This is a genomic window from Neobacillus sp. PS3-40, from assembly GCF_030915485.1.
GTDB lineage: Bacteria > Bacillota > Bacilli > Bacillales > Cytobacillaceae > JAUZPL01.
This window is the reverse complement of sequence record NZ_CP133266.1, coordinates 1,575,695-1,597,829: the sequence shown is the minus strand read 5'-3', so window position 1 is coordinate 1,597,829 and position 22,135 is coordinate 1,575,695. Positions and strand designations below refer to the sequence as shown.

General features: G+C 33.0%; 22 protein-coding genes. All 22 read left to right on the top strand.

Features of this window, described 5'->3' with window-relative positions; genetic code table 11:
• Positions 1-23 precede the first annotated feature (23 nt).
• Positions 24-932, top strand: coding sequence for a phosphoenolpyruvate carboxykinase (ATP) (locus RCG20_RS08125; protein WP_308184308.1), 909 nt, complete (start codon positions 24-26; stop codon positions 930-932).
• A complete protein-coding gene (locus RCG20_RS08120; RefSeq protein WP_308183709.1) occupies positions 929-1,225 on the top strand; it encodes a lasso peptide biosynthesis PqqD family chaperone in 297 nt (98 codons plus the stop codon). Before RCG20_RS08125 ends, RCG20_RS08120 begins: the two co-directional genes overlap by 4 nt.
• A 17-nt stretch (positions 1,226-1,242) precedes the next feature.
• Positions 1,243-1,719: a lasso peptide biosynthesis B2 protein gene (locus RCG20_RS08115; protein ID WP_308183707.1), complete on the top strand. Its 477-nt coding sequence runs from the start codon at positions 1,243-1,245 to the stop codon at positions 1,717-1,719.
• Positions 1,716-2,912, top strand: coding sequence for a nucleotidyltransferase domain-containing protein (locus RCG20_RS08110; protein ID WP_308183706.1), 1,197 nt, complete (start codon positions 1,716-1,718; stop codon positions 2,910-2,912). The genes RCG20_RS08115 and RCG20_RS08110 overlap by 4 nt, the downstream gene beginning before the upstream one ends.
• Positions 2,913-2,914: 2 nt before the next feature.
• Positions 2,915-4,714, top strand: coding sequence for an ABC transporter ATP-binding protein (locus RCG20_RS08105; protein WP_308183705.1), 1,800 nt, complete (start codon positions 2,915-2,917; stop codon positions 4,712-4,714).
• 252 nt (positions 4,715-4,966) lie between these two features.
• Complete coding sequence (locus tag RCG20_RS08100) at positions 4,967-5,701, top strand: YveK family protein (RefSeq protein ID WP_308183704.1); 735 nt, start codon at positions 4,967-4,969, stop codon at positions 5,699-5,701.
• On the top strand, positions 5,694-6,344 hold the full coding sequence (locus tag RCG20_RS08095; RefSeq protein ID WP_308183703.1) for a CpsD/CapB family tyrosine-protein kinase: 651 nt from the start codon (positions 5,694-5,696) through the stop codon (positions 6,342-6,344). The genes RCG20_RS08100 and RCG20_RS08095 overlap by 8 nt, the downstream gene beginning before the upstream one ends.
• 459 nt (positions 6,345-6,803) lie before the next feature.
• On the top strand, positions 6,804-8,630 hold the full coding sequence (locus RCG20_RS08090; RefSeq protein WP_308183701.1) for a polysaccharide biosynthesis protein: 1,827 nt from the start codon (positions 6,804-6,806) through the stop codon (positions 8,628-8,630).
• Between the two features lie 15 nt (positions 8,631-8,645).
• The gene (gene galU, locus RCG20_RS08085; protein ID WP_308183700.1) at positions 8,646-9,524 is read left to right on the top strand and encodes a UTP--glucose-1-phosphate uridylyltransferase GalU; all 879 of its coding nucleotides are present in this window, start codon (positions 8,646-8,648) and stop codon (positions 9,522-9,524) included.
• 25 nt (positions 9,525-9,549) lie between these two features.
• A complete protein-coding gene (locus RCG20_RS08080) occupies positions 9,550-10,701 on the top strand; it encodes a glycosyltransferase family 4 protein (RefSeq protein WP_308183699.1) in 1,152 nt (383 codons plus the stop codon).
• Positions 10,686-11,795: a glycosyltransferase family 1 protein gene (locus tag RCG20_RS08075; RefSeq protein WP_308183698.1), complete on the top strand. Its 1,110-nt coding sequence runs from the start codon at positions 10,686-10,688 to the stop codon at positions 11,793-11,795. The genes RCG20_RS08080 and RCG20_RS08075 overlap by 16 nt, the downstream gene beginning before the upstream one ends.
• Before the next feature lie 6 nt (positions 11,796-11,801).
• Positions 11,802-12,698 carry a glycosyltransferase family 2 protein gene (locus RCG20_RS08070; RefSeq protein ID WP_308183697.1) on the top strand — a complete coding sequence of 299 codons (897 nt, stop codon included), beginning with the start codon at positions 11,802-11,804 and terminating at the stop codon, positions 12,696-12,698.
• Between the two features lie 159 nt (positions 12,699-12,857).
• Positions 12,858-13,940, top strand: a complete 1,083-nt coding sequence (locus RCG20_RS08065) for an EpsG family protein (RefSeq protein ID WP_308183695.1) — start codon at positions 12,858-12,860, stop codon at positions 13,938-13,940.
• Positions 13,941-13,957: 17 nt separating this feature from the next.
• Entirely contained in the window at positions 13,958-15,112 is a 1,155-nt protein-coding gene (locus tag RCG20_RS08060) for a glycosyltransferase family 1 protein (RefSeq protein ID WP_308183694.1), read from the top strand.
• Between the two features lie 33 nt (positions 15,113-15,145).
• Positions 15,146-16,345, top strand: a complete 1,200-nt coding sequence (locus RCG20_RS08055) for a glycosyltransferase (protein ID WP_308183693.1) — start codon at positions 15,146-15,148, stop codon at positions 16,343-16,345.
• Between the two features lie 51 nt (positions 16,346-16,396).
• Positions 16,397-17,479 (top strand): UDP-glucose 4-epimerase GalE, encoded by a 1,083-nt coding sequence (gene galE / locus RCG20_RS08050; protein ID WP_308183692.1) that lies wholly within the window; start codon positions 16,397-16,399, stop codon positions 17,477-17,479.
• Between the two features lie 34 nt (positions 17,480-17,513).
• On the top strand, positions 17,514-17,669 hold the full coding sequence (locus RCG20_RS08045; RefSeq protein ID WP_308183691.1) for a YwzD family small protein: 156 nt from the start codon (positions 17,514-17,516) through the stop codon (positions 17,667-17,669).
• A gap of 75 nt (positions 17,670-17,744) precedes the next feature.
• Positions 17,745-18,368, top strand: a complete 624-nt coding sequence (locus tag RCG20_RS08040; protein WP_308183690.1) for a sugar transferase — start codon at positions 17,745-17,747, stop codon at positions 18,366-18,368.
• Positions 18,369-18,428: 60 nt separating this feature from the next.
• Positions 18,429-19,499, top strand: a complete 1,071-nt coding sequence (locus tag RCG20_RS08035) for a GNAT family N-acetyltransferase (RefSeq protein ID WP_308183689.1) — start codon at positions 18,429-18,431, stop codon at positions 19,497-19,499.
• Positions 19,500-19,504: 5 nt separating this feature from the next.
• A complete protein-coding gene (locus tag RCG20_RS08030; RefSeq protein WP_308183688.1) occupies positions 19,505-20,695 on the top strand; it encodes a DegT/DnrJ/EryC1/StrS family aminotransferase in 1,191 nt (396 codons plus the stop codon).
• A 17-nt stretch (positions 20,696-20,712) separates the two neighbouring features.
• Positions 20,713-21,063: a helix-turn-helix domain-containing protein gene (locus tag RCG20_RS08025; RefSeq protein WP_308183687.1), complete on the top strand. Its 351-nt coding sequence runs from the start codon at positions 20,713-20,715 to the stop codon at positions 21,061-21,063.
• 2 nt (positions 21,064-21,065) lie between these two features.
• Positions 21,066-22,094, top strand: a complete 1,029-nt coding sequence (locus RCG20_RS08020) for a glycosyltransferase family 2 protein (protein ID WP_308183686.1) — start codon at positions 21,066-21,068, stop codon at positions 22,092-22,094.
• Positions 22,095-22,135: the final 41 nt, after the last annotated feature.

Below are 22,135 nucleotides of genomic sequence, written 5' to 3'. Positions count from 1 at the left end.
CAATAGGAATTCTTAAAAAAGGTATGTATAAAGCATTTGGGTTAACAATTTGTAGTGAAATATCTCTGCCTGAATTAACACAGCTACATAAAGATGAAGAAGTAGCAGACATTTTTATTGATATAGGATACTTATCTTGTTTCTGGGATGAATTCAAAATCCATCAAAGGAATTTTATCGTTAAAGAAAGTCTGGTAATATTTCAAATCCCTAATACTGCGACATTTTGTATAAAAGACGGGAAAAACATAATTGTATCCCCAATGGATGGATCTGATTATGATAAAATTCGCCTTTATATCTTAGGAACTTGTATGGGAGTACTGTTAATGCAGAGAAAAATATTCCCACTGCATGGAAGTGCTATAGCTATAAATGGGAAAGCGTATGCATTCATAGGAAACTCAGGTGCAGGTAAATCAACTCTTGCTTCAGCATTTATAAATAAAGGATTTCAACTTCTTAGTGATGATGTGGTTGCAGTTAAATTTTTAAACGAAGATGGTCCTTTTATTATGCCATCTTATCCACAGCAAAAGTTGTGGAAGGATAGTTTGGAAAAATTCGGTATGCAGACGAGCGATTACCGACCATTATTCGAAAGAGAAACTAAATATTCGATACCCGTAAATTCTAATTTTTCTCATGAACCCTCCCCTCTTGCAGGTGTCTTTGAGTTGGTTAAAACCGAAAATGAACATATTCAAATTTGTAAAATTGAAAAGTTGGAAAGGTTTCGAACCCTGTTATATCAAACATATCGTCATTCTCTAGTCAATAAAATGGGATTGACAGAATGGCATTTCACCGATTCTTCAAAAATTATCAACAAAGTACAGATGTATCAATTAAAAAGACCTACATCTGAATTCACTGCACAGAACCTAGTATCCATGATTTTAAGTTTTATTAAAGAGAGGGAAATAATATGATCGATACTAAAATTTCAATCAAATCACCAATTAAGCAATGTGAGGGAAACATAGTGAGTGATATGGATGGAGATAAAGTAATGCTAAGTATCAAAAATGGAAAGTATTACAATTTAGGTAGTTTGGGTGGGGAAATATGGGATTTAATAAAAGCTCCAATAAAAATAAATCAGTTGATTACAATCCTAATATCTGAATATCAAATTGAAAAAAGTGAATGTGAACAGCAAGTACTTACCTTTATTGAACAACTATATAGTGAAGGATTAATACAAATTGTTAACCAAGAATAATTCGAGGAGAAGGGAAAATGATACTTGGTCAAAAAGTTAAGACATTTAGTTTATTGGATTCAAGGAAAAAGATGTTGTTACTAGAGGCTTTTATTTTTTTAGCATTCGCTCGCATCCTCAAATTAATGCCATTTTCAAAAGTTTCCCCTTTTTTAGGTACTCATAAGGAGGAAACAACATTTGACCTAAATATATCTGAGCAAAAAACGTTAAGAAACGTGTCGAATTCCATTAATATTATGAGTAATTATACTTTTTGGGAAAGTAAATGTCTTGTTAAAGCTATAGCTGGAATGAAGATGCTTCAAAGACGGAAAATTGAAAGTACTTTATATTTGGGTATTGCCAAGGATAAGTCAGGAAAGTTAATTGCACATGCATGGTTACGCAGTGGTTCCTATTATGTTACAGGGAGAGAAGGAATGCAGGGGTTTACAGTTGTAGGAAAATTTGCCCGAAAATTTGTGTTTAGTGATAAGAGGAGAATATCATGAATAACCATTTTAAAAGTGAACTAGAGCAATTACCTCATGAATTACGTCTACTACTTTTTTTTCTGAAAACTGAAATTGACGATGATACAATTTCTATAAATAAAGGATTATTTAAGAGTATTAATTGGGGGATATTTCTTGAATTAGCTAAGCATCATCGAGTATATCCTATTATTTATAAAAAAGTAAAAAAGATTAATGAACCCTCTATTCCTCCATTTGTACTGCAATCATTACATCAGGAATACCAAAAAAATATTTTTAGAATGCTTTCATTAAGTGGAGAAATGGAAACTATATCAAAAATATTTGCAGACAAAAAGATTCACACTCTCTTTTTAAAAGGTCCAGTACTTGCAACTGATCTTTACGGTGATCTATCGTTAAGGACATCTGCAGACTTGGATATTTTAATCCCAATCAAAAATTTGAATCAAGCGGAAGAAATTCTACTAAATGACGGATACATAAAAGATGATTATATTTTAACAGTATTAAATGATTGGAAATGGAGACACCATCATATTACTTTTTATCATCCATTGAGGAAGATAAAGGTGGAAATACATTGGAGGCTTAATCCAGGGCCGGCTAGGGAACCCCGATTTAGTGAATTGTGGGATCGGAAGAGAGTAAGTTCATTAACGAGTTATCCTGTTTATATTTTAGGATTAGAAGATTTATTTTTATTTCTTATTACCCACGGGGCACGGCATGGGTGGTCTCGTCTTCGTTGGTTAGTTGATATTGATCAAATGGTCAAAAAAAAAATTGATTGGGAAAAAATAATTAGATTACTAAGGAAAAATCATTATCTTCATTTAGGCGGTCAATCCCTTTTCTTAGCCTCTAATTTACTAAATACTAAAATGCCAATGGAAATGACTAAAATATCACATGGAAATCGGACAAAGCGATTAGCAATTGATGCTTTGTTTTATATAAAGCAAATGGTTAATCTTCATTCTTATCCAATCCCTGATGAAGTATCCATATATCACAAACGACATTTAATTTCGCTAATGTCTAATCAGCAAAAAACTATTTTTGTTCTAAGCTATCTTTTCCCTTACCCGAAAGATACTGAATTTTTTCCTTTACCTAAAATCCTTCATTTTTTATATTTTCCTTTACGCCCTCTTTTAGTGATTGGGAGGAAAATAAGGAGACGCGCCATAACTAGGAGGGCATAAAAGTGAATCAAGTTCATTATTTCATTAAACAATTGCATTCTTTTTCTGGCAGAATTCTATATGTTAACCTTCTAGGGATGGCACTAGTTAGTATTCTTGAGGGAATCGGGATATTTCTATTGATACCAATGTTAAGCTATAGTGGAATCGTCAACATTGATATTGGAGGAACCAAGTTCTCTAAATATTTTAGTTTCACGCATGATTATCCTAAAAATATTTTTATGATTTTGATCTTGGGATTTTATGTCTCTTTGGTAATCATACAAAATATAGTACAACGAAACTTATTGGTAAGAAATGCAAAAATAACTCAAGGGTTTATCCGTCAATTAAGATTAGAGACATATAATCTATTATTAAGAGCACGTTGGAGTTTTTATACGAAGGAGAGAAAAGCGGATCTTATCAACGTGATGACAATGGAACTAGCACGTGTCGCTGGAGGTATTATTCAATTCTTACAGCTTATAACTTCCCTTATTTTCACCTCTATACAGATTTTTATCGCTTTTTATTTATCAGTAAAGCTAACTGCTTTCGTATTATTGTCAGGTTTCATTCTTGGTTTCTTTTCTCGAGGATTTATAAGAAAATCAAAATTTTTAGGGGGAAAAACTTCCGTTTTAGCGCAAGAATATCTAGCTGGAATAACGGACCAACTTAATGGTATGAAGGAGATCAAAAGTAATACATTAGAGGAATCACGTTTAAATTGGCTTAATTCTTTAACTAAAGGAATGGTAGAAGAACAAATTGAATATGTAAACTTGAAATATGCCTCTCAAACAATTTATAAAATTACATCAGCTAGTTTAATTGCTGTATTTATTTATATTTATCTCATGATTTTTGATGCCCATCCAGCACAATTTTTATTAATTTTTATCATTTTTTCTCGATTATGGCCACGATTTACTGATATCCAATCAGGTTTGGAGCAAATTGCATCTTGCGTACCCGCCTTTAGATCTTTAATTGAGTTGCAAATAAAATGTAAGAAAGAAATAGAAATAACAGATGAAAACTACTATAAAGAAATAAAACCCTTACGATTTGAAAAAAAGCTAGAATGTCAAAATACTTTTTTTCGATATAATCAAAATGAACCAACCTATGCACTGAAAAATATTAATTTAGAGATTCCAATTAATTGTGTAACAGCAATTGTAGGTTCATCAGGAGCTGGAAAGAGCACATTAATCGATATTTTAATAGGGCTAAATAAACCAGAACTTGGAGATGTACTTATAGATGGAAAAACCCTTTCTGAGGAAAACTTATTATCTCTGAGACGTTCTGTTAGTTATGTTCCTCAAGATCCTTTTTTATTTAATGGCAGCATTCGAGATAACATGCTTATGATTGAGCCAAATTCAAGTGAAATACAAATTTGGGATGCATTAGAGTTTTCAGCAGCTGCTGAATTTGTAGGTAAGCTTCCAAATGCACTGGATACAATTGTTGGTGATAGGGGAATAAGGCTTTCCGGGGGAGAACGTCAAAGGCTTGTGTTAGCCAGAGCCATTTTAAGAAAGCCTGCCATACTTGTTTTGGATGAAGCAACAAGTGCATTAGATATGGAAAATGAGGCGAAAGTTCAAGAGGCATTGGAAAGATTAAAAGGAACGATGACTATTATCGTCATTGCACATAGGTTGTCAACTATTCGAAATGCTGATCAAGTAATAGTCCTAAGCCAAGGTGAAGTTATCCAACAAGGGAAATATAGCGAGCTTGCGAGTGAAAAAAAAGGAATGTTCAATGATCTATTAAACAAACAAATTAAAATGAGTGTGTGAATGAAAGAATTTTTTTTCACCATTTAGTGTTAATGATAATGAAATTGCTAATGTTAATAAATGGTTGACACGTTCTGTATAAAGAACTATTATAATATTAGCAATCTAGTGGTTTTGGATTATAATTTAATTATTTTATTTGAGGAATACAATAATTAAAGAGAATTTTATTTTTTTTAGAAAATAAGTTCATTATTAAGAACACTCGCTGATAAAAGAAGATAATATTTTCTGTGGAAAAAGGGTGGTTAAATGAATAATCTTGATCAAATGAAAGGTATAGAAAAGATTAAAGCAAAGGAAATAAATCTAAAAGAGTTATATGCAGTAATAAAAAAAAGAATGTGGGTAGTAATTATAATGGTGGTAATTACTACTTTATTGGGCGCATTTTACAGCTATTCAACTAATATTCCAATGTATCAAGCTTCCTCAAGAATTATTATTGGGGCAGATCCTGAATTTAGGAATACTCTTCAAGTAATTATAAAAGACACTACAGTGTTGGAAAAAGTTGTGGAAAGTTTAAAATTGAAAACATCACCAGAGGCCCTTTCTGGACAAATAAACGTTGCAAGTATTGATAATTCTCAGGTGGTAAGTATTAGTGTTACAGATACAGACCCTGATCGCGCTGCAAAAATTGCGAACACAACGGCAACGGTATTCAAAAATGAAATTCCTAATATTGTTAGTTTCAATAATGTTCGCCTACTATCAGACGCTAAAGTGAATTCTTGGCCAATAAACCAAAATCAAAAGAAAATCATTCTAGTTTCTTTGATAATTGGATTAGTGATTGGTATAGGGTTGGTATTTTTGCTAGATTCCTTAGATGATTCAATTAGGTCTACACAAGATGTGGAAAAAATATTAGGTTTAACGTTATTAGGGAGAGTTCCTAGTGTCAATAAAAAGAATTTAAAAAAGAAATATGTAAAGAAATTTGAAATGGAAATTGGAGATGAGGCAATTGGTTTTGAATAGAAGGATAAATGTAGCTTCGGCAAAAAAAAGAATGTTAATTGCATACTCTCATCCCGAATCAATCTTTTCTGAGCAATTTCGAATGATCCAAGCAAATATTAATTTTGCAATGGAAGACAAAAAAAGTCGAACTTTCTTAATAACTTCTCCTTGTAAAGGAGAGGGGAAATCAACTTTAGTTTCTAATTTAGCCGTTTCAATGGCTCAGCAGAAAAAAAAGGTCCTTTTAATTGATGGGAATTTAAGAACTCCTAATTTACACAACATAATGAAAGTCAGAAATACAATCGGATTAACAGATGTTCTTACAGGTAAAATAAAATTCGAGGAAGCAATCATCCATACAGAAATAGGTGAATTGGATGTATTAACAAGTGGACTAATTCCAGTTAACCCTTCCGAGTTGCTAGGTTCACAATATTTAAGAGATATTTTGTGTGACACATTACGATCATACGACATGGTTTTAATTGATTCTTACTCTGTCCTGGAGTTATCAGATACGAAACTTTTAGCAAATCAATGTGATGGAGTGGTATTAGTTATTCAAAATGGAAAAACCTTAATCGATAAAGCCATAGAAGCTAGAAAAGTGTTAGAATTTGCAAAAGCAAAACTAATTGGAGTAATTATGAATAAGTAATGGGTCAATAGTTGGATATATTATGTTTGTTTTTTTTTATTTTTTCGTTCTTAATTAAGAATTAATCGTGCGTTTTTTATATTTTTCAATGGTGATGTCTCCTAAAACCATTATCGATGGAGGCACTCGGTCATACTGTGGGTTTAAGAACCTTAGACGCTAGTCGTCAAAAGTGTGATGTGAGGATGGGTTAGATGCCCATATTTAATTTGTGTAAAAAAATTACTAATGTGCTCTTTGAATTAAGGAACATATCATTAATTTTTTTAATGAAAGGAGTTGTATTTTAAATAGTATTTGCAGATACCCTAAGTCAGTAAAAAAACAATAAAATTCATAAAACAAGGTGCAATATAAAAACTACTTAAAGGAATAATAAGCTTAGTTGAATACGCCATCAAGTTAAGATCTATTAAGCTAGAAAGACGTTGATTAATAGATTATATAAGGGGGGATGGTATGACATACCGACAGAGATTATCATTATTTATCTTAATTGATTCATGTATTGTTTTGGCTGCTGTCTATTTTAGCCACTTCTTAGTGGGAGCAACTTATGAAGTTTTCACTTTTCCAATCATTATTAGCTCCTTTGTTCTTTTGTTGAGTCACCACTTTTTTTCATTGAAATTCAGATTGTATAAAAAGGCCTGGGAGTATGCAAGTGTTGGGGAGTTACTTATTATCATAAAAGTTGTAACATTTTCAATTCTAACCACCGCCATTGGTCAACATTTGATCCTTCTCGACACCCATATGCGTCTGCTTACTGTTACATGGCTACTCAATATATTAATTATTGGAGGCTCTCGTTTTTGCTGGAGGATGCTTAGGGATATGATTTTTAATTCAGCAGATAATAAAAAACGTACCCTTATAGTAGGTGCAGGATCCGCGGGTATGATGGTGGCAAGGCAACTGAAAAAAAATAATGATGCAGACTTAATGCCCGTTGTATTTATTGATGATGATAGAAAAAAACATAGGCTTGATATTTTAGGAATACCTGTATTTGGAGGGGTTTCTGAAATCAAGCAAGCTGTAGAGACATTAGATATTGATAACATCGTTATTGCAATCCCTTCACTAAGTAAAAAGGAATTAAATACTATTTTTCAGGAATGTGCAAAAACAAGTGCAAAAACACAAATCATGCCAATGCTCGAAGATTTGGTCACGGGAAGAGTATCTGTCAAACAGTTTCGGGATGTTCAAGTAGAAGATTTATTAGGGAGAGAACCTGTAGATTTAAATATTGATAGTATTTCAGAATATGTAACAAATAAGGTTGTTCTAGTTACTGGTGCTGGTGGGTCTATTGGTTCGGAAATTTGTCGCCAAATCTCGAAATTCAATCCAAAACAATTAGTATTATTGGGACATGGAGAAAATAGCATCTATACCATTGAAATGGAGCTAAAAGAGATTTTTGCAAAAAAGAAAATTCAATTTATCCCCGTCATCGCAGATGTGCAAGACGTTAAGAAAATGATGTCTGTAATGGGTGCATATCAACCAGATGTTGTTTATCATGCCGCAGCTCATAAACATGTTCCCTTAATGGAAGCCAATCCAGAAGAAGCTGTTAAAAATAATTTAATTGGTACAATAAACGCAGCCAAAGCGGCCAGATGGAATGGTGTAAAAACATTTGTCATGATATCAACGGATAAAGCTGTTAATCCAACAAGTGTGATGGGTGCGACCAAAAGGCTCGCGGAAATGATGATACAACATATGGATCAAGTAAGTGAAACAAAATTTGTCGCCGTTCGGTTTGGCAATGTGCTTGGAAGCAGGGGGAGTGTTATCCCACTATTTAAAAGACAAATTGAAAAGGGCGGTCCCGTAACAGTTACTCATCCTGATATGGTTAGGTACTTTATGACTATTCCGGAAGCATCAAGACTAGTGATCCAAGCTGGAGCCCTTGCAAAAGGCGGAGAAATATTTGTCCTTGATATGGGTGATCCAGTAAAAATTGTTGATTTGGCAAGAAACTTGATCAAACTTTCTGGGAATTTAATTGATGAAATCGATATTGAATTCACAGGAATGCGACCAGGAGAAAAGCTATTTGAAGAATTATTAAAAAAAGAGGAAGTTCATGAAAAACAAATTTATCCGAAAATTTATGTTGGTAAAAAAGCGACACTTTATTTGAACGAAATCGAAGAAGTTATCGCGACTTACTCTAATTTGAATAAAGAGGAACTAAGAGAGCTGCTTGTGAATTTAGCGAATAATAATGTTATTTCAGAATCTAGATTATCAGCAATTGTTTAAAAGGAGCGTATTTTAATGAAAGTAAGAAAAGCAATTATACCAGCTGCCGGGCTAGGAACTAGATTCCTACCAGCAACGAAAGCAATGCCAAAAGAGATGCTACCGATCGTAGATAAACCTACGATCCAATATATTGTTGAGGAAGCAGTAGAATCAGGGATTGAAGATATTATAATCGTGACTGGAAAAGGAAAGAGGGCAATTGAAGACCATTTTGACAATTCGTTTGAATTAGAACAAAATCTATTTGAAAAAGGAAAGTTTGAACTATTAAACGAAGTACAAAAGTCCTCAAAGCTTGTTGATATTCATTACATTCGCCAGAAAGAACCAAAAGGATTAGGTCATGCCATTTGGTGTGCCCGAAAATTTATTGGCGATGAACCGTTCGCTGTGCTCTTGGGCGATGATATTGTAAAGGCTGAGAAACCTTGTTTAAAACAATTGATGGAACAATATGAAAGGTATAATGCCTCCATTCTTGGGGTGCAAACTGTACCTGATAGTCAAGTTTCCAGGTACGGTATCGTTGATGGGATGAGTATTGGTGAACGTTTTTACAGTGTGAATAGTTTGATAGAAAAGCCAAAACAAGAAGAAGCACCCTCGAATCTTGCTATTCTTGGACGATATATTCTGAGTCCAAAAATATTCGACGTATTAAGTAAACAAACACCTGGAGCAGGTGGAGAAATTCAACTAACTGATGCTATTGCAAGGTTAAATCAGCACGAAGCAGTTTACGCCTATGATTTTGAAGGAATTCGCTATGATGTTGGCGAAAAAATGGGCTTTATCCAAACAACAATTGACTTTGCCCTACAACGTAGTGAATTAAGAAATCAGTTATTAGATTATCTTTCGAATGTTCTGGAAAGGGAGTTAATTAAGTAGGACCCAAAAGGTGGACTGATAGAAATTGCAAAAAAAAGTGTTATTTTGTGCAACGGTCGATTATCACTTTAAAGCTTTTCATTTACCATATTTAAAATGGTTTAAAGAACAAGGATGGGAAGTCCATATTGTAGCATCAGGAGAATTAGAACTTCCATTTGTCGATAAAAAATACACTATTCCTATTCAAAGATCTCCTTTTAATAAAATGAATATATTGGCCTATAAAGAGCTAAAGTCCATTATTGATCAAAACCAGTATAAAATCATTCATTGCCATACACCTATGGGCGGGGTGCTTACGCGCTTGGCTGCAAGAGCGGCAAGAAAAACTGGAACAAAAGTAATTTATACTGCGCATGGATTTCACTTTTGTAAGGGGGCTCCACTCTTAAATTGGTTGCTCTATTATCCTATTGAAAAGGTTCTTTCCAGATTCACAGATTGTTTAATCACGATCAATCAAGAAGACTTTAATCTAGCGAAAAAACATCGATTTAAAGCTGAAATAATCAAACATGTACATGGCGTTGGCGTCAATACAGAGATTTTTAAACCAGTAGATGAAAACCATAGAAATATGTTTAGAAAATCATTAGGCTATGCACCTAATGATTTTTTAATGTTCTATGCTGCAGAATTTAACAAAAACAAGAACCAAAAATTACTGATTGAATCATTAGCTCTCATAAAAGACGAAATCCCAAATGCAAAACTGTTACTAGCAGGAGAGGGGCCTCTATTACAGGAATGTAGTGATCTTGCACGAAAATTAAATTTAGAAAATATGATAGACTTTCTTGGCTATAGAAATGATATTGATGAATTACTAAAAATAAGTGATATAGCAGTTGCATCTAGTCTTAGAGAAGGGCTTCCGGTAAACATTATGGAGGCAATGTCTAGTGGGTTGCCGGTGGTAGCAAATGATAACAGGGGTCATAGAGAACTTATTGAAAATAATATAAATGGTTGGATTATTTATAATAACTCAGACATCTTATCAGAAAAAATTCAGGTTCTAGAGAAAAATGACGAGTTAAAACGTAATTTAGGAGCTCAGGGACGCAACGTGATAGTAACAAAATATAGCATACAAAAGATTTTAGAAGAAAAAAGAAATATTTATCGACTTTATATGGATGAAATGGAGGATGTATTGTGGGCTGTCCATTAAGAATCTTGCATGTTGTTGTCAATATGAACCGGGGCGGTGCAGAAACACTAATTATGAATTTGTATCGGAATATTGATAGAACTAAGGTTCAATTTGACTTTTTAACATGTAAAGAAGGAGCATTTGATGCTGAAATCAAAAAAATGGGTGGGAAAGTCCATAGAATTCCATACATTTCGGATGTGGGTCATTTCAAATATATTAAAGAATTAAATAAGTTTTTTACACTCCAAAATCATTATAAAGTTGTCCATTCACATTTGGATAAAATGAGCGGCCTTGTTCTTAGATCTGCGAAAAAAGCGGGCATACCTACTCGGATAGCACATAGCCACAATACAAGCAGTGAGGGTGGAGCTGCAGCAAAAATGTATAAATGGTATGCCGGTCAACACATCCTGCCAAGTGCAACTAATTTATTTGCATGTTCAAAGGAAGCAGCCCAATGGTTATTTAAAGAAAAGTCCAATTCGTCTAATATCTTAAAAAATGGGATTGAAAGTAATAGATTTGAATTTTCACAAGAAATAAGACAACAGGTAAGAGAGGAATTTCAGCTTGATCACAATACCTTTGTCCTAGGTCATGTGGGAAGATTTAACCACCAAAAAAACCATTCCTTTCTTATTGATATCTTTAATCAATTTAATAAGGTATATAAAAACTCAATTTTGATATTAGTAGGAGACGGTCATTTAAGATCAGAAATGGAGAAAAAAGCAAAGGATTTGAATTTAAAGGAAAAGATAAAATTCATTGGAATACGGGAAGATATAAACCTGATACTTCAGGCCTTTGATGTATTTATATTTCCATCTTTACATGAGGGGTTACCCGTTTCGCTCATAGAAGCACAAGGTGCAGGATTACCTTGTGTTATATCTAATAAGATATCAAAAGATGTTGATCTCAGTATCAATTTAATTGAATTTTCTCCCCTAGGAGATATTCAATTGTGGGTAGATAAAATAATAAAAATAGCTACTAAGAAAAATTCCCGTAAAACTGTGCCAAATTCTTTATCTAAACAAGGATACGATATTAAAACGATTGCCAGTTCCATTGAAAACTTCTATTTAAGGGTATCGGGGTGAATTCAAGTGAAACTACTAACTGTCTTTACGCCAACTTATAATCGAGCTTACTGTTTGGAAAAATGCTATCTAAGCCTAGTAGCGCAGACTTGCCAAGATTTTATTTGGTTAATCATTGATGATGGATCAACGGATTCAACAAGGGAATTGGTAGAATGCTGGATGCAGCAAAATTTAATTAAGATCAGATATATTTGGCAAGAAAACCAAGGCATGCATGGGGCACATAATACAGCATATGAACAGATCGATACCGAATTAAATGTCTGTATAGATTCTGATGACTATATGCCAGTGGATGCGGTTGAAAAAGTCACATCTTTTTGGAAGAAATACGGTAGTGAAAAGGTAAGTGGAATGATCGGCCTCGACGCTTACACGAATAATACTATTATTGGAACGAAGCTACCTGAAAAGCTTAAAAGCTCAACATTGTTTGATCTATATTACAAACATGGTGTATCAGGCGATAAGAAGATTGTCTACCGTTCAGAACTAACAAAAAGATATCCATACCCGATCTTTACAAACGAGAAGTATGTGGGATTAGCTTATAAATACTTCAAGCTTGATCGTGATTACGAAATGCTATTAATGAATGAAGTTCTTTGCTTTGTAGAATATCTTCCAGATGGTTCCTCTCATAATATGGTCAATCAGTACCGCAAAAATCCAAGAGGATTTGCTTTTTATCGGAAAGAGTTAATGAAATTGCCATTTGTAAGCTTATCTTTTAAATTTCGACAAGCAATCCATTTTGTTTCAAGTAGTTTTATACTGAAAAATTGGAGGTTTTTAAGTGAAACTCCTGCCAAAACTCTAACATTTTTAGCCATCCCATTTGGCTTTTTATTATATTTATATATCCAACAAAAACATAGGCTACTTAAGTTGAAGCCTTAACTTCTGAAGCCCCCATACTTTTGAAACCAGAGAGAAGGCAAGCTAACTCCAATTCTTTCATAAGAATAGAGCGTATCTGAGCCAAAAATAAACAGAGTTATTTAATATAGCCAATAAAAAAGAGGAATGAAAAAAGATAATCTGAAAGGAAAATAAAGGATGACAATTCTTTGGATTAATCTTGCTATCGTTTTTATTTTTTCATATTTTTCAAGGTATTACGCTACTGTTACCATTTCACCCACAACTGTTTCAATTAAGCCAAACAAAATATTAATATTTGGAGCTTTGGTATGTTTAGTAATTGTTTCGGGGCTAAGGGGGTCAACGATCGGTGATACCGGAGCATACAGACATGCTTATTTAATAAATAATTTTACCTGGGATTATGTTAAGTCTCAAAAGGATATTGGTTTTGGCATCCTTCAAATGATTTTAAAGAAATACACAAATGATCCACAAATAATGATATTTATTAGTGCTGTAATTACAAATGCACTTATTATTTTTGTGTTTTACAAATATTCAAGAATGATTGAACTTAGTATTTTTGTTTATATTACCAGTGGTTTTTTTATAACATCTATGAATGGGATACGACAATGTCTAGCTGCTGGTATAGTTTTTGCAGCGACGAAATTTCTAATTGAGGGTGGATGGAAAAGATACTTTTTAATTGTATTATTAGCCTCCACTATCCATGAAACAGTTTTAATTCTTATTCCAATTTATTTCATTGTTAGAAGAAAGGCATGGACTAGAGCAACCTTTTTCCTTATTTTATTGACTATTTTTATTGTCCTGGGATTCAATCAATTTACACAAGTTTTATTTGCAGCCCTAAAGGATACGCAATATGGAAGATATAAGGATTTTTCTGAAGGTGGAGCAAACGTAATTAGAGTGGCAGTCGAGGGGGTCCCGCTTTTAATTGCTTTTTTGGGTAGAGAAAAACTAAGAAAAATCATGCCTAATAGCGACTATATTGTTAATATGGCCATGCTTAGTTTAGTCTTCATGATTGTCTCAACTCAAAATTGGATTTTTGCTAGGTTTGCAATTTATTTTAGTCTCTACCAAATTATTTTAATTTCTTGGATTGTTAAGCTTTTTAATGAAAAAAATCAAAGATTAATTTATTTTATGATTCTTATATGTTATCTAATTTATCATTATTATGACAGTGTTATAACTTTGAATATTCAATATAAAAGCAATTTCTTGGACCCTATCTTTCAATAATACATTGGGGTGAACAAATGGAAAACGGGAAAAGTTTGAAAAGAATTTTGCATATTGTGAGCTCCATGGATCGGGGCGGTGCTGAAACACTTATTATGAATATTTATAGAAATTTAGACAGGTCAAAGATCCAGTTTGATTTTGTTACTCACACAAAGAATAAAGGGGACTTTGATGAGGAAATAATTTCCCTGGGTGGGAATATCCAACAAATTTCAAGTCTTGGAGAATCAGGCCCTATTAGATACTTTAAAGAATTGAAAAGAATTATGGCCTCAAACCATTATGTTGCGATCCATTCACATACTGATTACCAAAGTGGTTTTCCCGCTTTAGCTGCAAAAGTTTGTGGTATCAAAAAGAGAGTCTGTCATTCTCATAGTAATAATTGGTCAAAAAATAGTGGGTTTAAAGATAAATTTATATTAAAGGTGTTACAAATACTTATTAAATTTTCTGCAACAAATTTTTGCAGCTGTAGTAAGGAGGCAGCTGAATTTTTGTTTGGTAAGAAAATGGTAGATCAATGTAAGGTGGATATTCTAAACAATGGAATTGATATAAACCAGTTTTTAAGTATCCAAAATAGTCGGGATAGTGTAATTCAAGAGTTAAATCTACCAAAAGAAGTAAAAATAGTTGGACATGTCGGACGGTTTTCTCAATCAAAAAATCATTTTTTTCTTTTAAAGATTTTAAAGCATATCGTGGAGACAGATCCTACATTTGTTGCTCTTTTAGTAGGTGATGGTCCATTAAAAAATCAAATAGAAAAAGAAGCAGAAAAGCTTGGATTACTAAAGAATATTCGGTTTTTAGGTGTAAGAGCTGATATCCCAAGACTAATGAAAGCATTCGATGTATTTTTATTTCCATCCCTATTTGAGGGCTTTGGGATTGTGACGTTAGAAGCCCAATGTGCGGGTACACCTTGTGTTGTTTCAAATGGAGTACCTATTGCCACTGATATGGGCCTTGATTTAATGTCATTTATAAGTTTAAAAGAGGATCTAACTATGTGGTCAAAAAAAATAAAAAGTGCCATTTTATTAAATCGACCTACAGATGAAACGATAAGTAGGAATTTCATTAAGAATGGTTTTAGTATCCATGATAATGTTCCTAAATGGGTATCGTTATATTTAAAAGAAACTAAAAAACAGTATCCCTAAATTATTTGATTTTTTAATAAGGAGTTAATAGTAATGAAAAAGCAATTACTATTTGTAACACAATATCTTCATACAGGTGGAATAGAGAAAAGTTTATTAACTCTTCTCTCGGACTTAGATTATAAAAAATATGATGTAGATCTCCTCCTTTTTGATCATAGTGGGGTCTTATTCAAATCAATACCACCTCAAGTGAATATTCTTCCACCATTGTTTGAAACTTTCTCCACTCCATTATTACAAGCTGCGCCAGAACTAATCAAAATGGGCAAATTCCCGATATTAATGGGTAAAATATTGGCTGCACTATTGTCAAAGCTCTCGAGAGGTGTTGGAACTGGTATTAGATGGGGGGTGTACCGAAATATCCTGCATAAGCCAAATAAGCATTATGATATAGCAATAAGCTATATCGATTTTTTTTGCAATTACTACGTGGTTGAAAAAGTAAGTGCTAATAGAAAAATTGTCTATAACCATATGGATTATGCCTACAGTCAAAAAAATGGCTGGCCATGCATTAGACTTGAGAAAAAAGCTTTTTCCGAATGTGATTATATTATTACAGTTGCGGAATCTTCAAAGAAATCATTAGAATCTTTCTTTCCTGAGTACTCCAATAAAATGGAAGTGATACATAACAGAGTTGCACCGAATACAGTACGGGCTATGGCAAATGAGGTTATAGAAATGAAAGATACGGAGTATACAAAAAAGTTAAAAATTGTGACTGTTGCTAGGCTCGTTGAAGAAAAAGGAGTCTTTTTTGCATTAGAGGCTTGTAAACTACTTATTGAGCAAGGCCTTGATATATGCTGGTTCTTAATTGGAAGTGGTCCAATGTATAAAGAACTAAAGAAAAAATCAACAGAATTAGGAATGGAAAAAAACTTCATTTTACTTGGTGAGAAGGAAAATCCATATCCTTATATGCAATTTAGTGATATATATGTTCAACCATCAAAGACAGAAGCACATTGTGTGGCTGTGGAAGAGGCTATTGCTCTACGATGCCCTATAGTAGTAACGGATATTCCTTCATTTAAACATCAAATAGAAAATGAGAAAACAGGATTAATTGTAAATCTTAGCGCGCAGGGAATAGCAGATGGAATAAAGAGAATAATATTTTCAAATGATTTAAAAGAAAAGTTAAAAAACAACTTAATAAATTTGGATCAAAGGAACGAAGAACATTTAATGAAATTTTATAAACTAATCGAGGGATATTAGTAAATTTATTTCCTAGTGGGGAGAATTTTATGAAGAATGGGGGTCGATAGAATGGCAATTTTAGTTACAGGAGGAGCGGGCTATATTGGAAGCCATACGGTTGTTGAATTATTAACCGCTGGATATGAAGTAATAGTACTTGACAATTTTTCTAATAGCAGCCCAATGTCATTAAAGCGTGTTAGTGAGATTACAGGAAGAGAATTCAAGATTTATAATGTAAGTATTCTTGATAGGAACGGACTTGAAAAAGTATTTTCGGAAAACAGTATCCACGCAGTGATACACTTTGCTGGATTCAAAGCTGTTGGTGAATCTGTAGAAGCCCCTCTCAAATATTATCAAAATAATATTTCTGGAACAATTCTTCTTTGTGAAATGATGCAAAAATACGAGGTAAAAAGATTAGTATTTAGCTCCTCAGCTACAGTATATGGAGTTCCTAAGGTAGTACCAATATCGGAGGATTCCCCCTTAAGTGCAACCAACCCTTATGGACGCACAAAACTTATGATTGAAGAAATACTCGAGGATCTCTTTAGATCGGATAATCGATGGAGTATTTCAATTTTACGATATTTTAATCCAATTGGAGCTCATGATAGTGGGAAGATTGGCGAAGACCCTTCAGGAATTCCAAATAATCTAGTTCCATATATTACAAAAGTGGCCGTAGGAAAATTAAGAGAACTAAAGATTTTTGGGGCAGATTACCCTACGAAAGATGGGACCGGAGTAAGGGATTATATTCATGTGGTAGATCTGGCAATGGGGCATTTAAAAGCTCTCGAGAAAAATTTTGCCTCAACAGGAGTTAGTACGTATAATCTTGGAACTGGAAAAGGTTATAGTGTTCTGGAAATTGTTAAGACATTTGAAAAAATGTGTGGGGAAAAAATTCCTTATACAATTACCGAACGCAGACCTGGTGATGTGGCTGTTTGCTTTTCGGATCCGTCGAAGGCTAAAAAAGAACTTAATTGGTCGGCAAAGAAAGAAATTGAAGAAATGTGTGCTGATTCTTGGCGATGGCAGGCCAAAAATCAAGAGGGATATGATGAAGAGGAAAATACAATTTTAGCTGGAACAGGAAATCTCCGTTTAATACAAAATAACGGGGATTTTTTGTATTAAAAAGGTAGATTTAATTAATGTGAGGATATAAATAATGATGAATATTTCTGACCAACTTACACAAAAAAAGCTACTGGAGATCTTAATGGCTGCATATAAAAAAGGCGAAGAAAAAGAAAATATTAGGTTAGTTGATTTATTAGAAGAATTGAAGCAAAACGTAATTTTAGCAATAGGTGAAAAAGATTAGAATTAAATAGTTTGGCGTGAGGGATCATGGTATAAATTGACCTCCAAAAAGTGGTGATGCAGGGGGAAGTAAAAGTTGAAGAGACTTTTTGATTTGCTTATTTCTATCATTTTATTGATTTGTTTTTGCCCAATTATTTTTTTGATAGCTATTTTGGTAAAGATCAAATTAGGTTCACCAGTTATATTTAAACAACGGCGTCCGGGACTTTATGGAAAACCCTTTTATATTTATAAATTTCGTACAATGACCAATGAACATGGCGAAGATGGAAAACTATTGTCTGATCAATTTAGATTAACTTCGTTTGGGAAATTTCTTAGGAAATATAGCCTTGATGAACTAGTCCAATTGCTGAACGTAATAAAGGGAGATTTAAGTATTGTAGGGCCAAGGCCGCTTTTAATGGAATATTTACCTCTATATAATACGGAACAATCAAAACGTCATCTTGTTAAGCCGGGAATTACGGGATGGGCCCAAGTAAATGGGCGCAATTCCATTTCATGGGAGGAAAAATTTAAAATGGATGTCTGGTATGTAGAAAATCAAAGTTTATTCCTGGATTTTAAGATTCTTTATATCACTTTGGTTAAAGTGATAAAATCTGAAGGAATTCAAAATGGAGATCATGCTACCATGCCCGCTTTTACAGGAAATTCTGAAAAACGGCAAAAACCAGATGTATTTAATTGCTAATAAGTTTTTCTGAAAAAGAAAATTACAACATTAAATGGGTATAAAAAATGGGGTAGTTATATGTACAGGTTTGAAGTAATAAACAATCCAGGCATTTGGAAGTCTATTTTACTGAATATTAAAAATGTAGATTGCTATTACACATTTGAGTATGGAAATTTATTTGCAAAGAATGAAAACGGAAAATTATACGCCTCCTACTTTGAAGAAAATGGAACAAAAATATTCTATCCATTCATAAAAAGAAAAGTTCCTTTTGTAGAAGATGAAACTTACGATATTGTGACTCCATATGGCTATGGTGGGCCATTAATTAACGGTGAAAGTAAATACCTGGAACATTTCTATCAAGTATTTAGTGAGTATTGCCGACTAAATAATATAATAACTGAAACAATCAGGTTTCATCCTTTGTATCGAAATTATGAATGGTGTGAAAAAGTAATGGATGTGGAATATATAAGGCAAACAACTGCAGTAGATTTAACTTTAGCTTTGGCTGAAATAAGAAATAAATATACATCCATGAATAAAAGAAATATAAAGAAAGCGTTAAAGAATAATCTGACCTGTTTTGTTGCCGAAAATAATAAAGAAAATATTAAAATATTTATGGATCTTTACAAAGAAACGATGGATAGGAATAATGCAACAGATTTTTACTATTTTGATGAGATATATTTTTTAGAACAAGTTAAAGATACTGCTTTCAGTAATACTTTCTTGCTCTTCACTAAAGTAAATAATGAAATCATTGCTGGCGTTATGGTTATTTGGGGTCAAGATTTTGCACATTACCATCTTGGTGCATCAAAAACAAAATATCTTGATTTAAAACCAAATAATGTATTGTTTGATTTTATGATTGAATTTTGTAAATCAAAGGGCTTAAAAAACCTTCATTTAGGTGGAGGTTACCAGGAAAACGATGGACTTTTTAAATTTAAAACATCATTTACTAATAATAATAATTTTAAATACTTTATTGGTAAAAGGATTTATGATTCAAAAAAATATAATAAAATCATAGAGTTTTTAAGAAATTATTATGAAATTAATGAAAGTTATTTTCCAATTTATCGTAGTCAAATACAAAAAAAGAAATTATTTTTTAATTCAAAAGGGGTGTAACCAAGGTGGAAAGTTGCAGGATATTATTATCTCCTCCCCACTTAAGTGGTAACGAACAGAGATATATTGATGAGGCGTTTAAAACCAACTGGATTGCACCATTGGGTCCTCATGTGGACGCATTTGAAAAAGAAATTGCTTGTTATGTAGGGGCCAGTGATGCTGCTGCGGTTAGTTCAGGAACCGCAGCAATTCATTTGGCTCTTTCTTTATTAGATGTAAAAAAAGGGGATACAGTTTTTTGTTCTAGTCTTACCTTTGTAGCTAGTGCAAATCCCATCATCTATCAGGGGGCGGAACCGGTATTTATTGATTCCGAGCCAGATACATGGAATATGTCCCCAAAAGCTTTGGAAAAGGCATTTAAAGCTGCATCTGCTGAAGGAATACTGCCTAAAGTGGTTATTGTAGTGAACCTATATGGTCAAAGTGCTAAGATGGATGAAATCCTTTCTCTTTGCAACCATTATAAGGTACCTATGATCGAAGATGCAGCAGAATCACTAGGTTCAAGTTATAAAGGTAAACAGAGTGGAACATTTGGTAAGTTTGGCGTTTTTTCATTTAATGGTAATAAAATTATTACCACCTCAGGTGGGGGTATGCTAATTTCAAACGATATTGAAGAAATAAGAAAAGCCCGCTTTTTAGCGACACAAGCCCGAGACCCAGCTCCACATTATCAACATAGTAAAATTGGCTTCAATTATCGGCTAAGTAATATATTGGCTGGTATTGGAAGAGCGCAATTAGAAGTTCTGGAAGAACGAGTAAGGGCCCGAAGAATAATATTTAACCGGTATGTCCAGGAATTGGGTCATTTACCAGGAATCAATTTCATGCCTGAATTAGAAAATACTCGATCTAATCGCTGGCTTACAGCCTTTACAATCAATGAAAATGAAACCGAAGTTACTGCTGGAGAAGTGTTAAAAAATTTGATGAATGATAACATTGAAGCGCGTCCAGTTTGGAAGCCGCTGCATATGCAGCCGATATTTGAAAAGGCAAGATATTATCCACATAGCGAAAATGAGAATATCTCAGAAAAGTTATTTAATCATGGAGTCTGTTTACCATCAGGTTCTTGCATGACATATGAAGAACAATTAAGGGTAGTTAATTGTATTAAGAAGACTTTAACTAAAGGATTAAAAGAAAGAGACGAATCAAGGTTAAAAAAAATACTAACATAAAACGGGGTATTAGAATAATGATTGGAAACATGATTTATGAAATCCGGAAAAAACGAGGGTTTACACTATCTGAGCTTGCAATACGTGCTCGAATATCAAAGTCCAATTTAAGTAATATTGAACGAAATATAAACACAAATCCATCAATAGATGTAATCAAAAAAATTGCATTGGTTTTAGATGTTGATTTGAAAACATTATTAGGAAACGAAATAGTTGATGATACCCAAAAACACCTTGACGAGGAATGGCTTGATTTTGTATATGAATTGAAAAAATCCGGTATTGAAAGAGAACAATTTCAAGAGTATAAATCCTTAATAGAATTTTTAAAATGGAAAAATGAAAAATTAGGAGAAAATAATTAATTATGTATCCTAAAGTAAGTATTGTAGTTCCTATTTATAAGGTTGAAAAATATCTTAATAGATGCCTAGATACTATTGTAAATCAAACATACACGAATTTAGAAATTATATTAGTGGATGATGGATCACCTGACAACTGTGGCAAGATTGCAGATGAGTATGCGCAGAATGATTGCCGCATAAAAGTTAATCATAAAAAAAATGGGGGATTATCTAGTGCAAGAAATTCAGGAATGGAGCTTGCAACTGGTGATTTCACCTTATTTGTAGATAGTGACGATTGGCTTGAAAAAAATATGATTGAGAAAATGCTGAATATTAGTAATGAGTTTAAAGCTGATGTTGTTCAATCAGCTTTTTATTATGCCTATGATGATCATTTCCTTTTTGATAATAGGTTTTATCAAAAGGAAAGTCCTCCAATTGTTTTAGATAATAAATCTTTAATGGCTGAGTTAGTTGTGAATGAAAGGGTCAAGAATTTTGCATGGGGAAAGCTTTATAAAATGAATGTTATAAAGGATATTCCATTTAAAGAAGGAGTCTTATTTGAAGATGTATTTTGGGCCCATAAAGTTATGCACCGTGTAAATACGTATGTTATTTTAAATCAACCTCTTTGCTATTATTTTCAACGGAGCGACAGCATCGTTACTACCTATACTCCAAAAAACTTAGATATGATTTTAGGGTTAAAGGAAAGGCAATGTTTTATAGAGGAACATTACAAAGAATTATCAATTCAAGCCAATAAAGTACTTTTAAACAATATTCTTATTCACTATAACTTACTTTTAATAAATAGAAAAAAAGATAAAGAAGGAGTTCATAGAAGAGAATTACAGCAATACATCAAAACTAACCTTAACAAATTTAAAAATGCTGCGGGAAAAGATAATAACTTGAAAGTGCAGCTTATTTTGTTTTCTATCCACCCTTATTTTAATATTTTTTTTCTTATTTTAAGAAAAATTTTTAGAAGGTTAGGGATATGTCCAATACCTAAAGGGTTAGAAAAAACCAATCTTTAGAGAAATAGATAAGACTCTTTACAGGAAGGGGGAGTTTTTTG

Coding starts and splice junctions, on each gene's coding strand:
- RCG20_RS08020 (WP_308183686.1), top strand. CDS start 21,066: ATGTATCCTAAAGTAAGTATTGTAGTTCCTATTTATAAGGTTGAAAAA.
- RCG20_RS08055 (WP_308183693.1), top strand. CDS start 15,146: ATGAAAAAGCAATTACTATTTGTAACACAATATCTTCATACAGGTGGA.
- RCG20_RS08090 (WP_308183701.1), top strand. CDS start 6,804: ATGACATACCGACAGAGATTATCATTATTTATCTTAATTGATTCATGT.
- RCG20_RS08065 (WP_308183695.1), top strand. CDS start 12,858: ATGACAATTCTTTGGATTAATCTTGCTATCGTTTTTATTTTTTCATAT.
- RCG20_RS08120 (WP_308183709.1), top strand. CDS start 929: ATGATCGATACTAAAATTTCAATCAAATCACCAATTAAGCAATGTGAG.
- galE (WP_308183692.1), top strand. CDS start 16,397: ATGGCAATTTTAGTTACAGGAGGAGCGGGCTATATTGGAAGCCATACG.
- RCG20_RS08110 (WP_308183706.1), top strand. CDS start 1,716: ATGAATAACCATTTTAAAAGTGAACTAGAGCAATTACCTCATGAATTA.
- RCG20_RS08100 (WP_308183704.1), top strand. CDS start 4,967: ATGAATAATCTTGATCAAATGAAAGGTATAGAAAAGATTAAAGCAAAG.
- galU (WP_308183700.1), top strand. CDS start 8,646: ATGAAAGTAAGAAAAGCAATTATACCAGCTGCCGGGCTAGGAACTAGA.
- RCG20_RS08025 (WP_308183687.1), top strand. CDS start 20,713: ATGATTGGAAACATGATTTATGAAATCCGGAAAAAACGAGGGTTTACA.
- RCG20_RS08035 (WP_308183689.1), top strand. CDS start 18,429: ATGTACAGGTTTGAAGTAATAAACAATCCAGGCATTTGGAAGTCTATT.
- RCG20_RS08045 (WP_308183691.1), top strand. CDS start 17,514: ATGATGAATATTTCTGACCAACTTACACAAAAAAAGCTACTGGAGATC.
- RCG20_RS08125 (WP_308184308.1), top strand. CDS start 24: ATGTATAAAGCATTTGGGTTAACAATTTGTAGTGAAATATCTCTGCCT.
- RCG20_RS08115 (WP_308183707.1), top strand. CDS start 1,243: ATGATACTTGGTCAAAAAGTTAAGACATTTAGTTTATTGGATTCAAGG.
- RCG20_RS08060 (WP_308183694.1), top strand. CDS start 13,958: ATGGAAAACGGGAAAAGTTTGAAAAGAATTTTGCATATTGTGAGCTCC.